Raw genomic sequence first — 17,062 nt, 5'->3', positions numbered from 1 at the left:
TCGATGCGGCTATGCTTGCCGCATGCCAACCGAAACGGATTTTCAAAACCCCGAGTTTGTCGCCCGACTGGCCGCCGAGGACGTGCGCCGCGCACTGGCCGAAGACCTGGGCACCGGCGACCTCACTGCGGCCCTGGTGCCCGCGGGGCGGCGGGCGCGGGCGCAGATCGTGGTGCGCGAGCCGGCCGTGCTCTGCGGCGCCCCGTGGCTGGAGGCCGCGTTTCTGGCGCTCGACCCCGAGGCGTCCATCGTCTGGGAGGCGACCGAGGGTGCGCGCCTCGTGCCCGCTCAGTGCGTGGTCCGCATCGAGGGCGATGCGCGTGCCCTGCTCAGCGCTGAGCGCACCGCGCTCAACTTTCTGCAGCTGCTCAGCGGTGTTGCAACCAAAACCGCGCGTTGCGTGGCCGAGGTGGCCGGTACCCGCGCGCACATCGTCGACACGCGCAAGACCTTCCCCGGCCTGCGGCTGGCGCAGAAATACGCGGTGCGGGTGGGGGGCGGCACGAACCACCGCATCGGCCTCTACGATGCGGTGTTGATCAAGGAAAACCATATCGCGGCCGCAGGCGGCATTCGGCCCGTGCTCGAGGCTGCCCGGCGCGTGGCGCCCCAGGCCGCGTTCATCGAGATCGAGGTCGAGACGCTCGTGCAGCTGATGGAGGCGCTCGACGCCGGTGCTCGGATGGTGCTGCTCGACAACATGGACTTGGCGACCATCCGTGAGGCGGTGCGCATCAACGCCGGGCGGGCGGTGCTCGAGGTGTCGGGGGGTGTGCGGCTGGAAAATCTGGCCGAACTGGCGCAGACCGGTGTGGACCGCATTTCCATGGGCACGCTGACCAAGGACGTGGTCGCCACCGATTATTCGATGCGCTTCGAGGAGCTTTGAGCATGAACACGATCATTGATGTCGAATACGAACAACCCGCGTGCAGCACCCGCCATGCGTGGGCGCGTGTGCCGGTGGAGCCCGCGCCGCATGAGCGAGCGGCACTCAAGGAGCGCATCCGCGCGCTGCTCAAGGCGCAGGACGCGGTGATGGTGTCGCATTACTACGTGCACCCGGACTTGCAGGACCTGGCGGAGGAGACCGGCGGCATCGTGAGCGACTCGCTGGAGATGGCGCGCTTCGGGCGCGAGCACCCCGCGCGCACGCTCGTCGTCTCGGGCGTGCGCTTCATGGGCGAGACGGCCAAGATCCTGAGCCCGGACAAGCGCGTGCTCATGCCCGACCTCGACGCCACCTGCTCGCTCGACCTCGGCTGCCCGATCGACGCCTTCAGCGCCTTTTGCGACGCGCATCCCGACCGCACGGTGGTGGTCTATGCCAACACCAGCGCCGCGGTGAAGGCGCGCGCCGACTGGGTGGTGACTTCGAGCTGCGCGCTCGACATCGTGCGCGCGCTCAAAGACAAAGGCCACAAAATCCTCTGGGCGCCCGACAAGCACCTGGGCGGCTACATCCGCGAGCAGACCGGTGCGGACATGCTGCTGTGGGAGGGTTCGTGCGTGGTGCACGACGAGTTCAAGGCCTTCGAGTTGCAGTCGCTCATGCGCGAGCACCCCGGCGCCAAGGTGCTCGTGCATCCCGAAAGCCCCGCGGCCGTGGTGGCGCTGGCCGATGCGGTGGGGTCGACCTCGGCCATCCTCAAAGCCGCGCGCGAGATGGATGCCCGTGAATTCATCGTGGCCACCGACAGCGGCATGATGCACAAGCTGCGCACCCAGAACCCCGGCAAGGTGTTCATCGAGGCCCCCACCGCCGGACGCAGCGCCACATGCAAGAGCTGCGCGCACTGCCCGTGGATGGCGATGAACGGGCTTGCGGGTGTTGCGCGCGTGCTCGAGACCGGCGCCAACGAAATCACCGTGGATGCGGCGCTGATCGACCGTGCGCGCCTGCCGATCGAGCGCATGCTCGCGTTCACCGCCGCGCAACGCAGCGGGCAAAACGCCGGCGCGCTGGTGCCCGAGCTGGGTGCGGTGTGAGGTTCTGGCGCGCTGGGTTTTATTTTTGCCGGTATCCCGGCGTAAATTGCGGCTTTCTTGCTATCGAAACTTAAGGCAACGCTGAACAAGTCCCTCGCGCGTCGCGCATCGCGGCTGCGGGCGGTCTGCTTCGTTGCAAATCCTCGCCATAGCTTCGGCTATGGCTGCGGTTTGCGCCTCGCATCCCATCCCGCGGCCGGGCGCGCGCCATCACGGGAACTTATTCAGCGTTGCCTTAACTGATCCGGGTACAGCCCGGACCGGCTCAGGCGCGTTGCAGCGGCACCGCGTGGCGCAGATCCACGGGGCGGTTGGCCGCATCGACGAAAACCAGTCGCGGCGCATGGGCGGCCACGCGGTCTTCGGGTACTTGGGCGAAGGCGGCGATGATGATGAGGTCGCCCACCGCCGCGCGCCGGGCGGCCGAGCCGTTGACCGAGATCATGCCGGTACCGCGCTCACCACGGATGGCGTAGGTGATGAAGCGCTCGCCGTTGGCGATGTTCCAGATGTGCACCTGTTCGTTTTCGCAGATGTCGGCCGCGTCGAGCAGGTCTTCGTCGATCGCGCACGAACCCTCATAGTGCAGCTCGCACTGGGTGACGGTGGCGCGGTGGATCTTGGATTTGAGTAGGGTTCGGTACATGGTTGGTCTCAAAAAGGGGCCAGCACGGTGTCGAGGGCGCGCGGCAGTTTGGCCGGATAGTCTCGGCTGTAGTGCAGCCCGCGACTTTCGTGGCGCAGCTGCGCCGAGCGCACGATGAGGTCCGCGACCTGCACGAGGTTGCGCAATTCGAGCAGGTCACGCGTCACATGAAAACGGGCATAGAACTCGTGTATCTCGCCCTTGAGGGTTGCGATTCGGTGCGCCGCGCGCTCCAGGCGCTTGTTGGTGCGCACGATGCCGACGTAGTCCCACATGAAACGGCGCAATTCTTCCCAGTTGTGCGAGATCACCACCATTTCATCGGGGTCGGTCACGCGGCTGTCGTCCCACAAAGGCAGGGCCGGAGGCGGGTGGCGTTCGGTCACTTCGATGTGGCGCGCTGCCGCGTGGGCAAACACCATGCATTCGAGCAGGGAGTTGCTGGCAAGCCGGTTGGCGCCATGCAGGCCGGTCCATGCGGTCTCGCCAACCGCGTAGAGGCCCGGAATGTCGGTGCGCGCATGCAGATCGGTGACGACGCCCCCGCAGGTGTAATGCGCCGCGGGGACGACCGGAATCGGCTGGCGCGTGATGTCGATGCCGAGCTCGGCGCAGCGGGCGAGGATGTTGGGGAAATGTTCCTGGAGGAACGCTGGACTCTGGTGGGAGATGTCGAGATAGACACAGTCCAGACCGTGCTTTTTCATCTCGAAGTCGATCGCCCGTGCCACCACATCACGCGGCGCGAGCTCGGCGCGCGGGTCATGCTGGGGCATGAAGCGCGTGCCGTCGGGCAGGATCAGGCGACCGCCCTCGCCGCGTACCGCCTCCGAGATCAGGAAGGATTTGGCCAGCGGGTGGTAGAGGCAGGTCGGGTGGAACTGAATGAATTCCATGTCTGCCACGCGGCATCCCGCGCGCCAGGCCGCCGCGATGCCGTCGCCGGTGGCGGTGTCGGGGTTGGTCGTGTAGAGATAGACCTTGCCCGCGCCTCCGGTGGCCAGCACCGTATGCGGTGCCCGCAGTGTGAGCACTTCGTCGCTGAGCTCGTCGAGCGCGTAGAGGCCGAGGCAACGGTTCGCCTCGAGTCCAAGCCGTGAGCCGGTGATCAGATCCACCAGCGTGTGATGCTCCAGCACCGTGATGTTGGGGCTGCTGCGCACCTGCTCGATCAGGGTGCGTTGCACCGCGGCACCGGTGGCGTCGGCCACGTGCGCGATGCGCCGCGCGCTGTGACCGCCTTCCCGCGTCAGGTGGATTTGCCCGTCCTCGAGCGAAAACGGCACACCGAGCGACTGCAGCCAGCGGATCGCCTCGGGGGCGTGCTCGACGACATGGCGCACCGCCGCTTCGTCGCACAGCCCGTCTCCGGCCACGAGGGTGTCGCGCACATGGGCGTCGAAGCTGTCGCTCGGGTCGAGCACGGCCGCAATGCCACCTTGCGCCCAGGCGCTGGCGCTGTCGTCGAGCCCTCGCTTGGTGAGGACGGCGACGCGCCGGTTTGCCGCCAGGTGCAAGGCTGTCGAGAGGCCAGCGAGGCCGCTGCCGACGACCAAGACATCGAAATCGAGAAAACGTTCGCTCATGGTGGATGCTGGTTGGGTGGATGCGCCCGAGTGCGGGATCTCAGCTCGGCGTGTACGCCAGACGCACCCAGATGGGTGCGAAGGCTTGTGCCTGCGTGATTTCGATCAGGGATTCGCGCGCCAGCTCGAGGATGGCAATGAAAGTCACCACCAGCACGGGCGCGCCCTTGTGCGGGTCGAACAGCTCGCCGAATTCGACGAAGCGCTTGCCTTGCAGGCGCCTCAGCACGAGGCTCATGTGCTCGCGCACGCTGAGTTCTTCGCGCGTGATCTGGTGACGTTGCACCAGCCGCGCGCGGCGCAGGATTTCCTGCCAGGCCTGCTGCAGGTCGGCGGTACGCACGTCCGGCAGGCGGGGCGCCAAGGCCTGCTCGATGGCTACCTGGGCCCGCAGCACGTCGCGCCCGAGCAGCGGCAGCGCGTCGATTCGGCTCGCGGCGAGCTTGATGCGCTCATATTCGAGCAGCCGGCGCACAAGCTCGGCGCGCGGATCCTCGACTTCCTCGGTGTCGCTCGTCACCGGGCGCGGCAACAACATGCGAGACTTGATCTCGATGAGCATCGCCGCCATCAGCAGATACTCGGCCGCGAGTTCGAGGTTGCGGCTGCGGATTTCCTCGACATAGGCCAGATACTGTCGCGTCACGGCGGCCATCGGGATGTCGAGGATGTTGAAGTTCTGCTTGCGGATCAAATACAGCAGCAAATCCAGCGGCCCTTCGAAAGCCTCCAGAAACACCTCGAGCGCATCGGGCGGGATGTAGAGGTCCTGCGGCAGCGCAAACAGCGGCTCACCGTAGAGGCGAGCCACGGCGACCGGGTCCACAAGCTCGGGCATGGCCGCACTCGGCCCCTCGCCCGGCGTGGCGTGGCTCTCAGGGGCAGCGTGGGCGATCATGCCGTCACTTCAAAAACAGGAGCAGAAAACGACCAGATGGCGCTGGGGTTCGGCCAGAAAAGTTCAAAAAAGCCTGGTCGGGAGCGTTGAGCGGCCTCATCGGGCGCCGCAACGGGGGTTGACCGCTGCTCAGGACTCGTTCTGGTAGACGTAGGGCTTTTGCGGCACGCGCGCGGCCTCGAAATCGCGCATCAGCGCACGGTCGCGCGGCCGGTCCCACAGCAAGCCGCGGCCGGCCCGCTGCTCGGCCTCGAGATCCGGATTTGCCTTCTTGAGCGACTCGATGAACTGCGTTGCGTCCGAAACGTAATGCGGACGCTGGAAGAAATCTTTGATCGACATGGTGCGACTGGTCCCGTAAAGCGCCGCAGCCCGGGGCGAGCGGCGTAAGCCGGTCATTTTATGGGCTGCTGCCCCTTGGGGACACACCCTCGGGGACAAGGCCCCGAGGCCCGCGTCCGGGCAGCGCGTCGCTCCCTGTTCCTCAAGCTTGAGCTTGCCGTGGGACTGCCGCGCGGATCGCCTCGGCCAAGCTCGGGTAGATGGCGTCTGGGCCGACGAGCGCCAGCAGCCCGCTGCGCTGCGCCATCTCGAGCGGCTGGTGACTCATGCCGCACAGGATGAAACGCACGCCCCGCTTGTGGCTGGTTTTGATGAGGCTTTGCAGCGCATCGGCTCCGGACGTATCCATGTAAATCAGGTTTTTCAGGTCGAGGATCAAGGCCTGCTGGGGCAATTCGCGCTCGATCCGCTCGAGCAGTTCGACCGCCCCGAAAAACAGCGCGCCATAAAGACGCCAGGCTTGGATCTCCGCCTCGTGGCCGCGCAGTTCGGGAAAGGCATCGGCCGTCACCGGCTCGGCGCGCGAAAGGCTCGAGATGCGGTAAATGAAGGTCAGCAAAGAAGCCACCAGCCCGATTTCGACCGCCACCGTCAGGTCAAAGACGACGGTCAGGAAGAACACCGCCAGCAGCGTGACGCGATACGGCAGCCGGTAGTTGCGCAGGTGGACGAACTCGCGCCACTCGCCCATGTTCCAGGCCACGAACAGCAAAATCGCCGCCAGCGTCGCCAACGGAATTTTGGATGCCAGCGGCGCGGCCACCAGCAGCACCACGAGCAGCGTCAGGGAATGCACGATGCCGGCAATCGGGCTGCTCGCGCCGCTCTTGATGTTGGTCACGGTGCGCGCGATGGTGCCGGTGGCGGGCATGCCACCGAAGAAGGGGGTGACGAAGTTCGCAATGCCTTGCCCCATCAACTCCTGGTTTGGGTCGTGGCGGCTGTCGGTCATCGAGTCCGCCACGCGCGCGCACAGCAAGGATTCGATCGCGCCGAGCATCGCCAGCGTGAAGGTAGGCATGAACAAATGCCGCGCCGTCTCCCAACTGAAGTCCGGAAGCGTGAACGCGGGCAGCCCCGAGGGGATGCCGCCAAAGCGGCTGCCGATGGTTTCCACATCGAGCCCGAAGAACGAAGTGGCCGTGGTCGCCAGCACCAGCGCCACGATCGAGCCCGGAATCGGCGTGAGCTTGCCGGCGAACTGAATGCCGCTGCCAATCTTGGGCATGAAGAACTGCCAGATGATGATCACGGCGAGCGAAGCCGCCGCCAGTGCCAACGCCGTGGCGTTGAACGTCGGCAGGGCATCGGCGAGTGTGTGCAACATGCCGAAAAAGTCCGCCGGCATCTTCGCAACTTTGAGGCCCAGCACGTCCTTGACTTGTGAGAGGGCAATCAGCACCGCGATGCCGTTGGTAAATCCAATGACCACCGCAATCGGGATGAAGCGCACCAGCGTGCCCAGTCGCAGCACCCCCATGAGGAACAGCAGCAGCCCCGACATGGCGGTGGCGATGATGAGGTTGGCCAGGCCGTAGCGCTCGAGGATGCCGTAGACGATGACGATGAAGGCGCCCGCAGGGCCGCCGATCTGCACCGGGCTGCCCCCGAACACCGAAATCAAAAGACCGGCAATGACGGCGGTGAAGATGCCCGCCTCGGGCTTGAGGCCGCTGGCAATCGCAAACGCCATGGCCAGCGGCAGGGCGACGACGCCGACCGTGAGCCCGGCCGCGACGTCGCGCGTGAAGCGCTCACGGTTGTAGCCCTTGAGGCTGTCGATCAGCGCGGGGCGGAAACGAGGGAGAGAAATGGACACGGAACCTCCTTGAATTCAATGGAACAGCGGGAATCACCAATCGGGGTGAGCCGCGCAGGAGGTCCGCAATGGTGTCGCAACGCAATGAAGCGCCGGCGCCGCGAGGGGCTGGCATGACGATTGAGCCAGGTCAAGCGAATGTTCATGGCTCCGTCATTATCCGCTCGAGCCATCCAATCAAACACAGCCGGGTCTCACGGTGCGCGGCGACGGGGGCTGTGCACGCTCAGCGCACCCGCATGCCCGGTTGCGCGCCGGGCCAGGGGGTGAGCACGAAAATGCCCGGGTGGGCTTTTTCGTTGGCATGGCTGGCCGCGAGCACCATGCCTTCGCTGATCCCGAACTTCATCTTGCGCGGCGCCAGGTTGGCGACCATGACGGTGAGTTTCCCGCTGAGCTCTTCGGGGGCATAGGCGCTGGCGATGCCCGAAAAGACCTGCCGCAGCCGCGGCTGACCAGCTTCGTCCGTTTCCCCGACGTCGAGCATCAGGCGCAGCAGCTTGGTCGAACCCTCGACCCGCTCGCACGAAACGATGCGCGCGATGCGCAGGTCCACTTTGGCAAAGTCGTCGATACCGATCACGGGCGCGATGGGCTCGCCGCCGGGGCTGGCTGCAGCGGTCACGCTGGGGCTGGCCAGGGTGGCGGCCCGTTCGGGCGGCGGGGCAAACAGCGCGTCGAGCTGCTTTTCGTCCACGCGCTGCATCAGGTGCTGGTAGGTACCGATGCGGTGGCCGGCGCCCAGGCGCTGGTTGGCCTGGGTGTAGTCCATGGGGGCGATTTGCAGGAAGCTTTCCACCTGCGCGGCCAGCGCGGGCAGCACGGGTTTGAGCATCAGCGTCAGCAGGCGGAAGGCTTCGATGCAAGTGGTGCACACGTCGTGCAGGCGCGCGTCCATGCCCGGTTGCTTGGCCAGCTCCCAGGGTTTGTTCTGGTCCACGTAGGCGTTGACGCGGTCGGCGAGCGCCATGACCTCGCGCAGCACCTTGGCGAATTCGCGTTCGGCATACAGCTCGGTGATGTGCGGCACGGCGTCGTGCAGGTGCTCGAGCAGCGCGTCGCCATCCGCCGAGACCTCGCCCAGCCGGCCTTCGAAGCGCTTGCTGATGAAGCCGGCCGCGCGGGAGGCGATGTTGACGAACTTGCCGATCAGATCGGCGTTGACGCGGGCCATGAAGTCGTCGCGGTTGAAATCCACGTCTTCATTGCGGGCGTTGAGCTTGGCTGCGAGGTAGTAGCGCAGCCACTCGGGGTTCATACCGAGTTCGAGGTATTTGAGCGGGTCGAGTCCGGTGCCGCGGCTCTTGCTCATCTTCTCGCCGTTGTTGATGGTGAGAAAGCCATGCACGAACACCTTGGTGGGCGTCTTGCGGCCGCTGAAATGCAGCGTCGCCGGCCAGAACAGGGTGTGGAAGTAGGTGATGTCCTTGCCGATGAAGTGGTATTGCTCGACCGCGGGGTCGGCGATGAATGCTTCGAAACTGCGGGCTTCGCCGTAGGCTGCGCGTGCGCCGCCTTTGTCGAAGAAGTTTTTCAGCGAGGCGAGGTAGCCGATCGGCGCGTCGAGCCAGACGTAGAAGTATTTGCCCGGCGCATCGGGAATTTCGATGCCGAAGTAGGGTGCGTCACGGCTGATGTCCCAGTCCGCCAGCGTCGGGGTACCGCCCTCGCCGGGCTCGAACCATTCGCGGATTTTGTTGAGCACCTCGGGCTGCAAGCGGCCCGGCGTGCTGGTCCATTCCTGCAAGAACTCGACACAGCGCGGGTCCGAGAGGCGGAAGAAGAAGTGCTCGGAACTGCGCAGCACCGGGGTGGCACCCGAAAGCGCCGAGTAGGGGTTTTTCAGTTCGGTGGGACTGTAGACCGCGCCGCAAACCTCGCAGGAGTCGCCGTACTGGTCCTTGGCGCCGCACTTCGGGCACTCGCCCTTGATGAAGCGGTCCGGCAGGAACATGCCCTTTTCCGGGTCGAAGAACTGTTCGATGGTGCGGGTGGCGATCAAGCCATTGGCCTTGAGGGCACGGTAGATGTCCTGCGCGAGCTGGTGATTCTCGGGCCCGTCGGTGTTGTGCCAGTTGTCGAAGCTGATGTGAAAACCATCGAGGTACGGTTTGCGGCCCGCGGCGATCTCGGCGACGAACTGCTGCGGCGTCTTGCCGGCCTTTTCGGCCGCGATCATGATGGGTGCGCCATGCGCATCGTCGGCACAGACGAAATACACGCGGTGCCCCTGCAGCCGCTGGAAGCGCACCCAGATGTCGGCCTGGATGTATTCCATGATGTGGCCGATGTGGAAGGGCCCATTGGCGTAGGGCAGGGCCGTGGTCACGAAAAGCTGGCGCGGGGTTTCGGTCGCTGGGGTATCAAGCATAGACATCGGTCCTTGGAGGTGTGCGCCGATTTTAGGAGGCGCACCCTAAGCGAATTCGAGCGACGCCGAAAGAGCGCTCTGGAGAACCGAGCGGGCGTGGCTCGGCCGGGGCCGCGCTACACGCGCAGCGGGTCGCGGCGGCGTTCGATGCGCGGCGGCGGCGCCGCATCCGGCGCGCTCCAGCCGAGGAAGGCGCAGAGTTCGGCCTCGGCGGCCCAGGCATCGGCGGCGCCGAGCGCCATGAGGGCTTGGGTGTACGGCGCTTCGAACAACAGGTAGCTTGCCAGTGCGCCACCCGCCGCAGCGCTGCGCCCCGACGAGACACCCAAGGCGCCGAGCAGGCGGCGAACCGGAGCGGGCAGGGCGTCCGCATGTTGAGCTGCGAGGCTGTCGAGCCGCTGCGTCGGCGCAATCACCATCAGTTCCACGGGCCGCAGCGGGCTGTGCGCGCGCAAGTCGGGCGGCACCAGGTGCAGCGTTTGGTTGATGCGGCGGACGCGTTCGATATCGACCGAGAGGGCATCGAGGAAGATGCTCGAGAGTGCGTGTCCCGCGATCTGTGCCAATGAGGGGTAGTCGCCGGCGCTGGGTGATGGCGTGTAGGTGCGCGGCTCGCTCATGCGGCCGGCCCCGATCACGAGCACTTTTTCCGCGCCGAGGTGGATGGCCGGTGCCACGGGCGCGGTTTGCCGCATCGAGCCGTCCCCGAAGTATTCGCGCCCTTGCTGGATCGGCAATTCTTGCGCGGGAAACACGAAGGGAATGGCTGAGGAGGCCAGCAGATGGGTGTGCGTGATCGGGGCTTCGACGGCAAGCCGTTGCGAGCGCACCCACGGCTCGAGCCCGGGCGCGCCCTGGAAGAAGGTGATGTGCCGCCCCGACTGGTAGCTCGAAGCCGTCACGGCCAGCGCGCGCAGCGTGCCCCGTTCGATGAGGCCGGGCAACCGTTCGAGCGGCACCCACTGCTGCAACAGTTCTGCCAGCGGCGTGTTGTCGAGGAGCGACTTGGGCTTGATGCGCGCGAAGCGGGCGAGCACCCATCCCATCGAGAGCAGACCCATCCACCGCGCACCGCTGCGCAGCACGCTGAGCAGGTCTGCGCCATAGACCTGGCCCGCTTCGAAGCCGCTCCAGATCGAGGCCATCTGCTCGACGGTCGCGTCGAACTCGTCGAGGCCGCAGGCCAGGGCTGCGGCGTTGATGGCGCCGGCGGAGGTGCCAACGAGAATGTCGAATGGCGCCCCGCTGTCGTGCGGCTGGTGCACGCGGCGCATGGCGCAAATCGCCTGCAGCACCCCAACCTGGTAGGCCGCGCGTGCGCCCCCACCCGTGAGCAGCAGCGCGCAGCGGCGCTGCGCTGGCGGTTCGAGGCCCTGACGCTCCCGGCTGTGGTCCATGGCCTTGGATTATGGGAGTGCGGTTGCTGCGTGCTCCGGCTCGGAGCATCGGGATTTACCCGCAACGATGGGCCACGAAAAACCCCAGCTGCGCTGGGCGTTCTGGGGCCGTTAGACTGCCGACCTTACTCGTTTGATCGTCCCCGAACCGCGAAGCCACCATGCCCGTTACCGAACAAGCCGTCCTCGAAGCGCTCAAGACCGTCATCGACCCCAACACCGGCAAGGATTTCATTTCCACCCGTGCCCTGAAGAACCTGCAGATCTCGGGCGACGAGGTGTCGTTCGATGTGGAACTCGGTTACCCCGCCAAAAGCCAGATTCCCGCGCTGCGCCGTGCGCTGATTGCCGCGGCGCGCAGTGTGCCTGGGGTGGCCAACGTTTCGGCCAACGTCACGCAACGCATCGTCGCGCATGCGGCGCAGCGGGGCGTGGCGCTGCTGCCACAGGTGAAAAACATCGTCGCCGTGGCCTCCGGCAAGGGCGGCGTGGGCAAGAGCACGACGGCGGTGAATCTGGCGCTGGCCCTCGCGGCCGAAGGCGCGCGGGTCGGCCTGCTCGATGCGGACATCTACGGCCCGAGTCAGCCGATGATGATGGGCATCGAAGGCCGGCCTGAGAGCCTCGACGGCCAGACCATGGAGCCGCTGGAAAATCACGGCGTGCAGGTCATGTCCATCGGCTTTCTGGTGGACAAGGACGAGGCCATGATCTGGCGCGGCCCGATGGCGACCCAGGCGCTCGAACAACTGCTGCGGCAGACCAACTGGAAGGATTTGGACTACCTCATCGTCGACATGCCGCCGGGCACCGGTGACATCCAATTGACCCTGTCGCAGCGCGTGCCGATGACCGGCGCGGTGATCGTCACCACGCCGCAGGACATCGCCTTGCTCGATGCGCGCAAGGGCATTCGGATGTTCGAGAAGGTGGGCGTGCCCATTCTCGGCATCGTCGAAAACATGGCGGTCTATTGCTGCCCGAACTGCGGCCACACCGAGCACATCTTTGGCGCCGACGGCGGCAAGAACATGGCCGCCGAGCTGGGCGTGGATTACCTCGGCGCGCTGCCGCTCACCAAGCAGATCCGGCTGCAGGCCGACAGTGGCAAGCCCACCGTCGTCGCCGACCCCGACAGCGAGGTGGCAGAGATTTACCGCACCGTGGCGCGCCAGGTGGCGGTGAAAATCGCCGCCAAGGCCAAAGACTTCTCGAGCAAGTTCCCCTCGATCAAGATCTCGAAGGACACCTGAGGACCGGGCAACGCTGACCCCGCCCTCCTCGGCGGGGCTTGACGCTGGCGGCGGAACCCGTACGCTGTGCCCTATGCCACCGCCATCCTCTCCGATGCCGTTCCCGTCCGCGCCGCCCGATCCGTCGGCTGGGCCGCGTCGTCCGCGTCTGCTGCCCAAAGGTCGTCCGGTCGATGCAGCGGCTCGGGCTGAAGTGGGCGCGCTGCTGGGTGAGGCGCCGCCCGATGGATGGGCGCGGGATCGCTTGATCGAGTACCTGCACCGACTCACCGACGCCTTCGGCGCGCTATTCGAGCGGCATTTGCTGGCGCTGGCCGAGGCCATGCGCCTCGCACCGGCCGAGGTGTACGAGGTGGCGAGCTTCTATCACCACTTCGACATCCTGCCCGACGGGGCCACGGCGCCGCAGGCCACGGTTCGGGTGTGTACAAGCCTCTCTTGCGCCATGGCGGGCGCGTCTGGGCTGATCGAGCGCTTGCGCGCGCAGCTGGGCGCGGGCATCCGGGTCGTGGCTGCGCCCTGCATCGGGCGCTGCGACCAGGCGCCGGCCGCGCTGGTGCAGGCGCGCGGCGCCGCATGCAGCGTAGCGCCGGCGGACGCGCGCGCCATCGAGGCAGCTCTGCAGGCCGTCCAGCAGCCTGATTTTGAGCAAAAAACCCAGAACCCCGGCGTGAATCGGACGCTAGCTGCTCTCAAATTTGATGAATACCAGGCCTACCGCGCTGCCGGTGGCTACGCGCTCGCCGCCGCTTTGGTGAATGGTGAGGAGGATGCGGAGCGCGTGCTGGCCGAGGTCGAGGCCGCCGGTTTGCGCGGCCTCGGCGGCGCGGGCTTCCCCGTGGTGCGCAAATGGCGCATCGTGCGCGCGCAGCCGGCGCCGCGCTGCTTCGCCGTCAACATCGACGAGGGCGAGCCCGGTACCTTCAAAGACCGCCACTTCCTGCTTGCCGACCCCCACCGCTTCCTCGAAGGCGTGCTGATTGCGGCGCAAGTCGTGGGCACCGAGCGGGTGGTGCTCTACCTGCGCGACGAATACCCCGAGTTGCGCGCGCGGCTGCAAACCGCACTCGCCGCGCTCGAAGCCGACCCGCCCTGCCCGCTGCCCGAAATCGAACTGCGCCGCGGCGCGGGGGCCTACATCTGCGGCGAGGAGTCGGCGATGCTCGAGAGCATCGAGGGCAAGCGCGGTGAGCCGCGCCTACGCCCGCCCTACATCGCCGAGGTGGGCTTGTTCGGCCGGCCCACGCTCGAACACAACGCCGAGACCGTGTTCTGGCTGCGCGAGCTGATCGAGCGAGGCGGCGCTGCGTTCGCCGCAGGCGGCCGGCACGGCAGCCAGGGCTGGCGCAGCTACAGCGTCAGCGGCCGTGTGCGCTTGCCCGGAGTGAAGCGGGCACCGGCGGGCATCACGCTGCGTGAACTCATCGACGAATACTGCGGCGGCATGGCCGAGGGCCACACGCTCTACGCCTTTTTGCCCGGCGGCGCCAGCGGCGGCATCTTCCCGGCGAGCCTGGCCGACGTTCCGCTCGACTTCGGTCGCTTCGAGCCGCACGGCGGCTTCATCGGCTCGGCGGCGGTGGTGGTGCTGAGCCAACACGACCGCGCGCGCGACGCCGCGCTCAACGCGATGCGCTTCTTTGCCGCCGAGAGTTGCGGCCAATGCACGCCTTGCCGCGTCGGCACCGCCAAGGCCGCCGCGCTCATGGCCGCGCCGGTTTGGGATGCGGCGACGCTGCAAGACCTTGCCCTCGTCATGGCCGACGCTTCGATATGCGGCCTGGGGCAAGCCGCCCCCAACCCCTTGCGCTGCGTGCTGCGCTACTTCCCCCATGAGGTCGGGCTGGCCGCCGAGCCACCCCCGGAGGCCTTCCCATGAAGCCCCTGCCGGACACCGAGGCGCCCGTGCGTGCCGCCTTCAGTTTCGAACTCGACGGCCGAGCCATCGACGCTTTGGAGGGCGAGACCATCCTCGAGGCGGCGGCCCGCCACGGCGTTGCCATTCCCCACCTCTGCCACCGCGACGGCCTGCGCCCCGAGGGCAACTGCCGCGCGTGTGTGGTCGAAATCGAGGGCGAACGGGTGCTGGCCCCGAGCTGTTGCCGCAGCCCGCAGCCCGGCATGAAGGTACGTGCCCAGAGCCCGCGGGCGCGCCAGAGCCAACAGATGGTGCTCGAACTGCTGCTGGCCGACCTGCCGCCGGCCGAGCGCGCGCCGGCCCTGTTGCCGACCTGGGGCGAGCTTGGGCACTGGGCCGAGCGTTGGCAGGTCGCGCCGCGGCCGGCGCTGACGGCGCTGGCGCGCGCGCCGGTCGCGCCCGATACCAGCCACCCTGCGATTGCGGTGCGGCTCGACGCCTGCATCCAGTGCACCCGCTGCGTACGGGCCTGCCGCGAGGTGCAGGGCAACGAAGTCATCGGCTTTGCCGGCCGCGGCGCCGAGGCGCGCATCGTCTTCGACTTGGACGACGCGCTCGGCGAGAGCCGCTGCGTGGCCTGCGGCGAGTGCGTGCAGGTCTGCCCCACCGGGGCGCTGCTGCCCGCGCGAGCGGCAGCGGGGACGGGCGCTCGGCGGGTCGACACGCTGTGTCCCTACTGCGGCGTGGGCTGCCGCATTCGTGTCGCGGTCGAGGGCGAGACCATCGTCGCGGTCGAAGGGGCGATGGGCCCGGCCAACGAAGGGCGGCTCTGCGTCAAAGGCCGCTTCGGTTGGGATTACGCCCACAGCCCCGAGCGGCTGACGCGACCGCTGATCCGCAAACCCGGCGCGCCGAAGGATCCGGCCGCGATCCGCCGCGGGCTGGACTGGCGCGAGGTGTTCCGCGAGGCGAGCTGGGACGAGGCGCTCGACCTGGCCGCCGCGGGCTTTTTGCGCCTGCGCGCGCAGCACGGGCCGCAGACGCTCGCGGGTTTCGGCTCGGCCAAGGGCACGAACGAAGAGGCCTATTTGTTCCAAAAGCTCGTGCGCACCGGCTTTGGCACCCACAACGTGGACCATTGCACGCGGCTGTGCCATGCGTCGAGCGTGGCCGCGCTGCTCGAGGGCCTGGGCTCGGGCGCGGTGAGCAACCCGGTGCGCGACGTGGCGCATGCCGATTTCATCCTCGTCATCGGCGCCAACCCCGCAAGCAACCACCCCGTCGCTGCGACCTGGATCAAAAATGCGGTCGCCCGCGGCGCGCGGCTCGTCGTCGCCGACCCGCGCCACACCGATCTGGCCCTGCACGCGTGGCGGGAGCTGCGCTTCAAGCCTGACACCGACCTCGCGCTGCTCAATGCCTTGCTGCATGTCATCGTGACCGAGGGGCTGGTGAACGAATCCTTCGTGCGTGCGCGCACCGAGGGTTATGAGGCGCTGGTCGAGCATCTGCGCGACTACAGCCCCGAGCGCATGGCGCCGCTCTGCGGTATCGCCGCCGACACGCTGCGCGAAGTCGCCCGCGCCTATGCCAGCGCCCAAGCCGCAATGATCTTCTGGGGCATGGGCATCACGCAGCATGTGCACGGCACGGACAACGTGCGCTGTTTGATTGCCTTGGCTGCGCTCACCGGCCACATCGGTCGGCCCGGCACGGGCTTACATCCGCTGCGCGGGCAGAACAATGTGCAGGGCGCGAGCGACGCTGGCCTCATTCCCATGATGCTGCCCAACTACCAGCGCGTGGCCGACCCCGAAGTACGCGATTGGTTTTCGCGGTTCTGGGGCGTGCCGCTGTCGGACGTGCCGGGCCTCACGGTGGTCGAGATCCTCAACGCCGCGCTGGCGGCCGAAGCCGACCCGCAGCGCATCCGCGGCATGCTCATCATGGGCGAAAACCCCGCCATGAGCGACCCGGACCTCGCGCACGCGCGCGCCGCGCTCGCTCGGCTCGAGCATCTCGTCGTGCAAGATGCCTTCCTGACCGAGACCGCCTGGCTCGCCGACGTGGTGCTGCCGGCGAGCACCTGGTTCGAAAAGACGGGCACAGCGACCAACACCGACCGCACGGTGCAGCTCGGTCGCCAGGTGCGAACGCCGCCCGGCGAAGCCCGCGCGGACCTGTGGATTCTGCAGCGCGTCGCCGAGCGGCTCGGGCTCCAGTGGGACTATGAAAAAAAGAGCAACACCGCGCCGGATGACGCCGGCTACTACGGTGTGGAGCGGATCTATGAGGAAATGCGCCAGACCATGGCAGCGGCCATCGGCGGCATTTCCTGGGCGCGGCTGGAGCAGGAGGGCAGCGTCACCTACCCTTGCGTGTCCGCCGACGACCCCGGCCAGCCGGTCGTGTTCCGCGAGCGTTTTCCAACGCCCAGTGGACGGCTCAAACTCGTCCCGGCGGCGCTCTCGCCCGCAGCCGAGCGGCCCGATGCCGACTACCCCTACGTGCTCATCACCGGGCGCCAGCTCGAACACTGGCACACCGGCGCGATGACCCGCCGCAGCGCCGTCCTCGATGCGCTCGAGCCCGGCCCCACCGCGAGCCTCTGCGGCGCCGACATGGCCGCGCTCGGCCTGGTCCCGGGCGAGCGGGTTTCCGTGCGCTCCCGCCGCGGTGAAATCCAGTTGCCGGTCCGACAGGACGACGGCACCCCGCGAGGTGCCGTGTTCATCCCCTTCGCGTACGTCGAAGCCGCAGCCAACCTGCTGACCAACCCCGCGCTCGATCCGCTCGGCAAGATACCCGAGGTGAAATACTGCGCGGTACAGCTCAGCCGCGTGCCATCCCGCAGCGCTTGACCGCCAGTGAAACGCAGGCTGACGCATCGGATGCCTTGGCGT

12 protein-coding genes are annotated in these 17,062 nt (G+C 67.3%); 5 read left to right on the top strand and 7 right to left on the bottom strand.

Features of this window, described 5'->3' with window-relative positions:
* Positions 1 to 22 precede the first annotated feature (22 nt).
* Positions 23 to 889: a carboxylating nicotinate-nucleotide diphosphorylase gene (nadC, locus tag EDC62_RS03460; RefSeq protein WP_124220461.1), complete on the top strand. Its 867-nt coding sequence runs from the start codon at positions 23 to 25 to the stop codon at positions 887 to 889.
* 2 nt (positions 890 to 891) lie between these two features.
* Positions 892 to 1,989, top strand: a complete 1,098-nt coding sequence (gene nadA, locus EDC62_RS03455) for a quinolinate synthase NadA (protein ID WP_211330904.1) — start codon at positions 892 to 894, stop codon at positions 1,987 to 1,989.
* A 265-nt stretch (positions 1,990 to 2,254) separates the two neighbouring features.
* Here the strand turns inward: nadA and panD are convergent, their stop codons facing one another.
* The 7 genes from panD to EDC62_RS03420 all read right to left on the bottom strand — a co-directional run bounded on the left by panD (position 2,255) and on the right by EDC62_RS03420 (position 11,048).
* Positions 2,255 to 2,635: an aspartate 1-decarboxylase gene (gene panD, locus EDC62_RS03450; protein ID WP_124220457.1), complete on the bottom strand. Its 381-nt coding sequence runs from the start codon at positions 2,633 to 2,635 to the stop codon at positions 2,255 to 2,257.
* Between the two features lie 8 nt (positions 2,636 to 2,643).
* On the bottom strand, positions 2,644 to 4,221 hold the full coding sequence (gene nadB / locus EDC62_RS03445) for an L-aspartate oxidase (protein WP_124220455.1): 1,578 nt from the start codon (positions 4,219 to 4,221) through the stop codon (positions 2,644 to 2,646).
* A 40-nt stretch (positions 4,222 to 4,261) separates the two neighbouring features.
* Positions 4,262 to 5,119, bottom strand: a complete 858-nt coding sequence (locus EDC62_RS03440) for a segregation and condensation protein A (RefSeq protein WP_124220453.1) — start codon at positions 5,117 to 5,119, stop codon at positions 4,262 to 4,264.
* Positions 5,120 to 5,248: 129 nt separating this feature from the next.
* Entirely contained in the window at positions 5,249 to 5,461 is a 213-nt protein-coding gene (locus tag EDC62_RS03435; RefSeq protein WP_124220451.1) for a DUF3460 family protein, read from the bottom strand.
* Positions 5,462 to 5,603: 142 nt separating this feature from the next.
* Positions 5,604 to 7,280 carry a SulP family inorganic anion transporter gene (locus EDC62_RS03430; RefSeq protein ID WP_124220449.1) on the bottom strand — a complete coding sequence of 559 codons (1,677 nt, stop codon included), beginning with the start codon at positions 7,278 to 7,280 and terminating at the stop codon, positions 5,604 to 5,606.
* 226 nt (positions 7,281 to 7,506) lie between these two features.
* Positions 7,507 to 9,651, bottom strand: a complete 2,145-nt coding sequence (gene metG, locus EDC62_RS03425; protein ID WP_124220447.1) for a methionine--tRNA ligase — start codon at positions 9,649 to 9,651, stop codon at positions 7,507 to 7,509.
* A 116-nt stretch (positions 9,652 to 9,767) separates the two neighbouring features.
* Positions 9,768 to 11,048 (bottom strand): patatin-like phospholipase family protein, encoded by a 1,281-nt coding sequence (locus EDC62_RS03420; RefSeq protein WP_124220445.1) that lies wholly within the window; start codon positions 11,046 to 11,048, stop codon positions 9,768 to 9,770.
* A 161-nt stretch (positions 11,049 to 11,209) separates the two neighbouring features.
* Here EDC62_RS03420 and apbC point away from each other — a divergent pair, with 161 nt between their 5' ends.
* The 3 genes from apbC to fdhF all read left to right on the top strand — a co-directional run bounded on the left by apbC (position 11,210) and on the right by fdhF (position 17,020).
* Positions 11,210 to 12,301 carry an iron-sulfur cluster carrier protein ApbC gene (apbC, locus tag EDC62_RS03415; protein ID WP_124220443.1) on the top strand — a complete coding sequence of 364 codons (1,092 nt, stop codon included), beginning with the start codon at positions 11,210 to 11,212 and terminating at the stop codon, positions 12,299 to 12,301.
* A gap of 73 nt (positions 12,302 to 12,374) precedes the next feature.
* Positions 12,375 to 14,180 (top strand): NADH-ubiquinone oxidoreductase-F iron-sulfur binding region domain-containing protein, encoded by a 1,806-nt coding sequence (locus EDC62_RS03410; RefSeq protein WP_124220441.1) that lies wholly within the window; start codon positions 12,375 to 12,377, stop codon positions 14,178 to 14,180.
* The gene (fdhF, locus tag EDC62_RS03405) at positions 14,177 to 17,020 is read left to right on the top strand and encodes a formate dehydrogenase subunit alpha (RefSeq protein ID WP_124220439.1); all 2,844 of its coding nucleotides are present in this window, start codon (positions 14,177 to 14,179) and stop codon (positions 17,018 to 17,020) included. The genes EDC62_RS03410 and fdhF overlap by 4 nt, the downstream gene beginning before the upstream one ends.
* Positions 17,021 to 17,062: the final 42 nt, after the last annotated feature.

The sequence above is a fragment of the Tibeticola sediminis genome (genome assembly GCF_003843835.1).
Classification (GTDB): Bacteria; Pseudomonadota; Gammaproteobacteria; order Burkholderiales; family Burkholderiaceae_C; genus Tibeticola; species Tibeticola sediminis.
The sequence above is the reverse complement of the archived record's forward strand: the minus strand, read 5'-3'. Positions and strand labels throughout refer to the sequence as shown.

Bases quoted from the DNA above. Each gene is read 5' to 3' on its own strand.
- EDC62_RS03440 (WP_124220453.1), bottom strand. From the start codon at position 5,119: ATGATCGCCCACGCTGCCCCTGAGAGCCACGCCACGCCGGGCGAGGGG.
- EDC62_RS03410 (WP_124220441.1), top strand. From the start codon at position 12,375: ATGCCACCGCCATCCTCTCCGATGCCGTTCCCGTCCGCGCCGCCCGAT.
- EDC62_RS03420 (WP_124220445.1), bottom strand. From the start codon at position 11,048: ATGGACCACAGCCGGGAGCGTCAGGGCCTCGAACCGCCAGCGCAGCGC.
- apbC (WP_124220443.1), top strand. From the start codon at position 11,210: ATGCCCGTTACCGAACAAGCCGTCCTCGAAGCGCTCAAGACCGTCATC.
- EDC62_RS03435 (WP_124220451.1), bottom strand. From the start codon at position 5,461: ATGTCGATCAAAGATTTCTTCCAGCGTCCGCATTACGTTTCGGACGCA.
- nadA (WP_211330904.1), top strand. From the start codon at position 892: ATGAACACGATCATTGATGTCGAATACGAACAACCCGCGTGCAGCACC.
- nadB (WP_124220455.1), bottom strand. From the start codon at position 4,221: ATGAGCGAACGTTTTCTCGATTTCGATGTCTTGGTCGTCGGCAGCGGC.
- panD (WP_124220457.1), bottom strand. From the start codon at position 2,635: ATGTACCGAACCCTACTCAAATCCAAGATCCACCGCGCCACCGTCACC.
- nadC (WP_124220461.1), top strand. From the start codon at position 23: ATGCCAACCGAAACGGATTTTCAAAACCCCGAGTTTGTCGCCCGACTG.
- metG (WP_124220447.1), bottom strand. From the start codon at position 9,651: ATGCTTGATACCCCAGCGACCGAAACCCCGCGCCAGCTTTTCGTGACC.
- fdhF (WP_124220439.1), top strand. From the start codon at position 14,177: ATGAAGCCCCTGCCGGACACCGAGGCGCCCGTGCGTGCCGCCTTCAGT.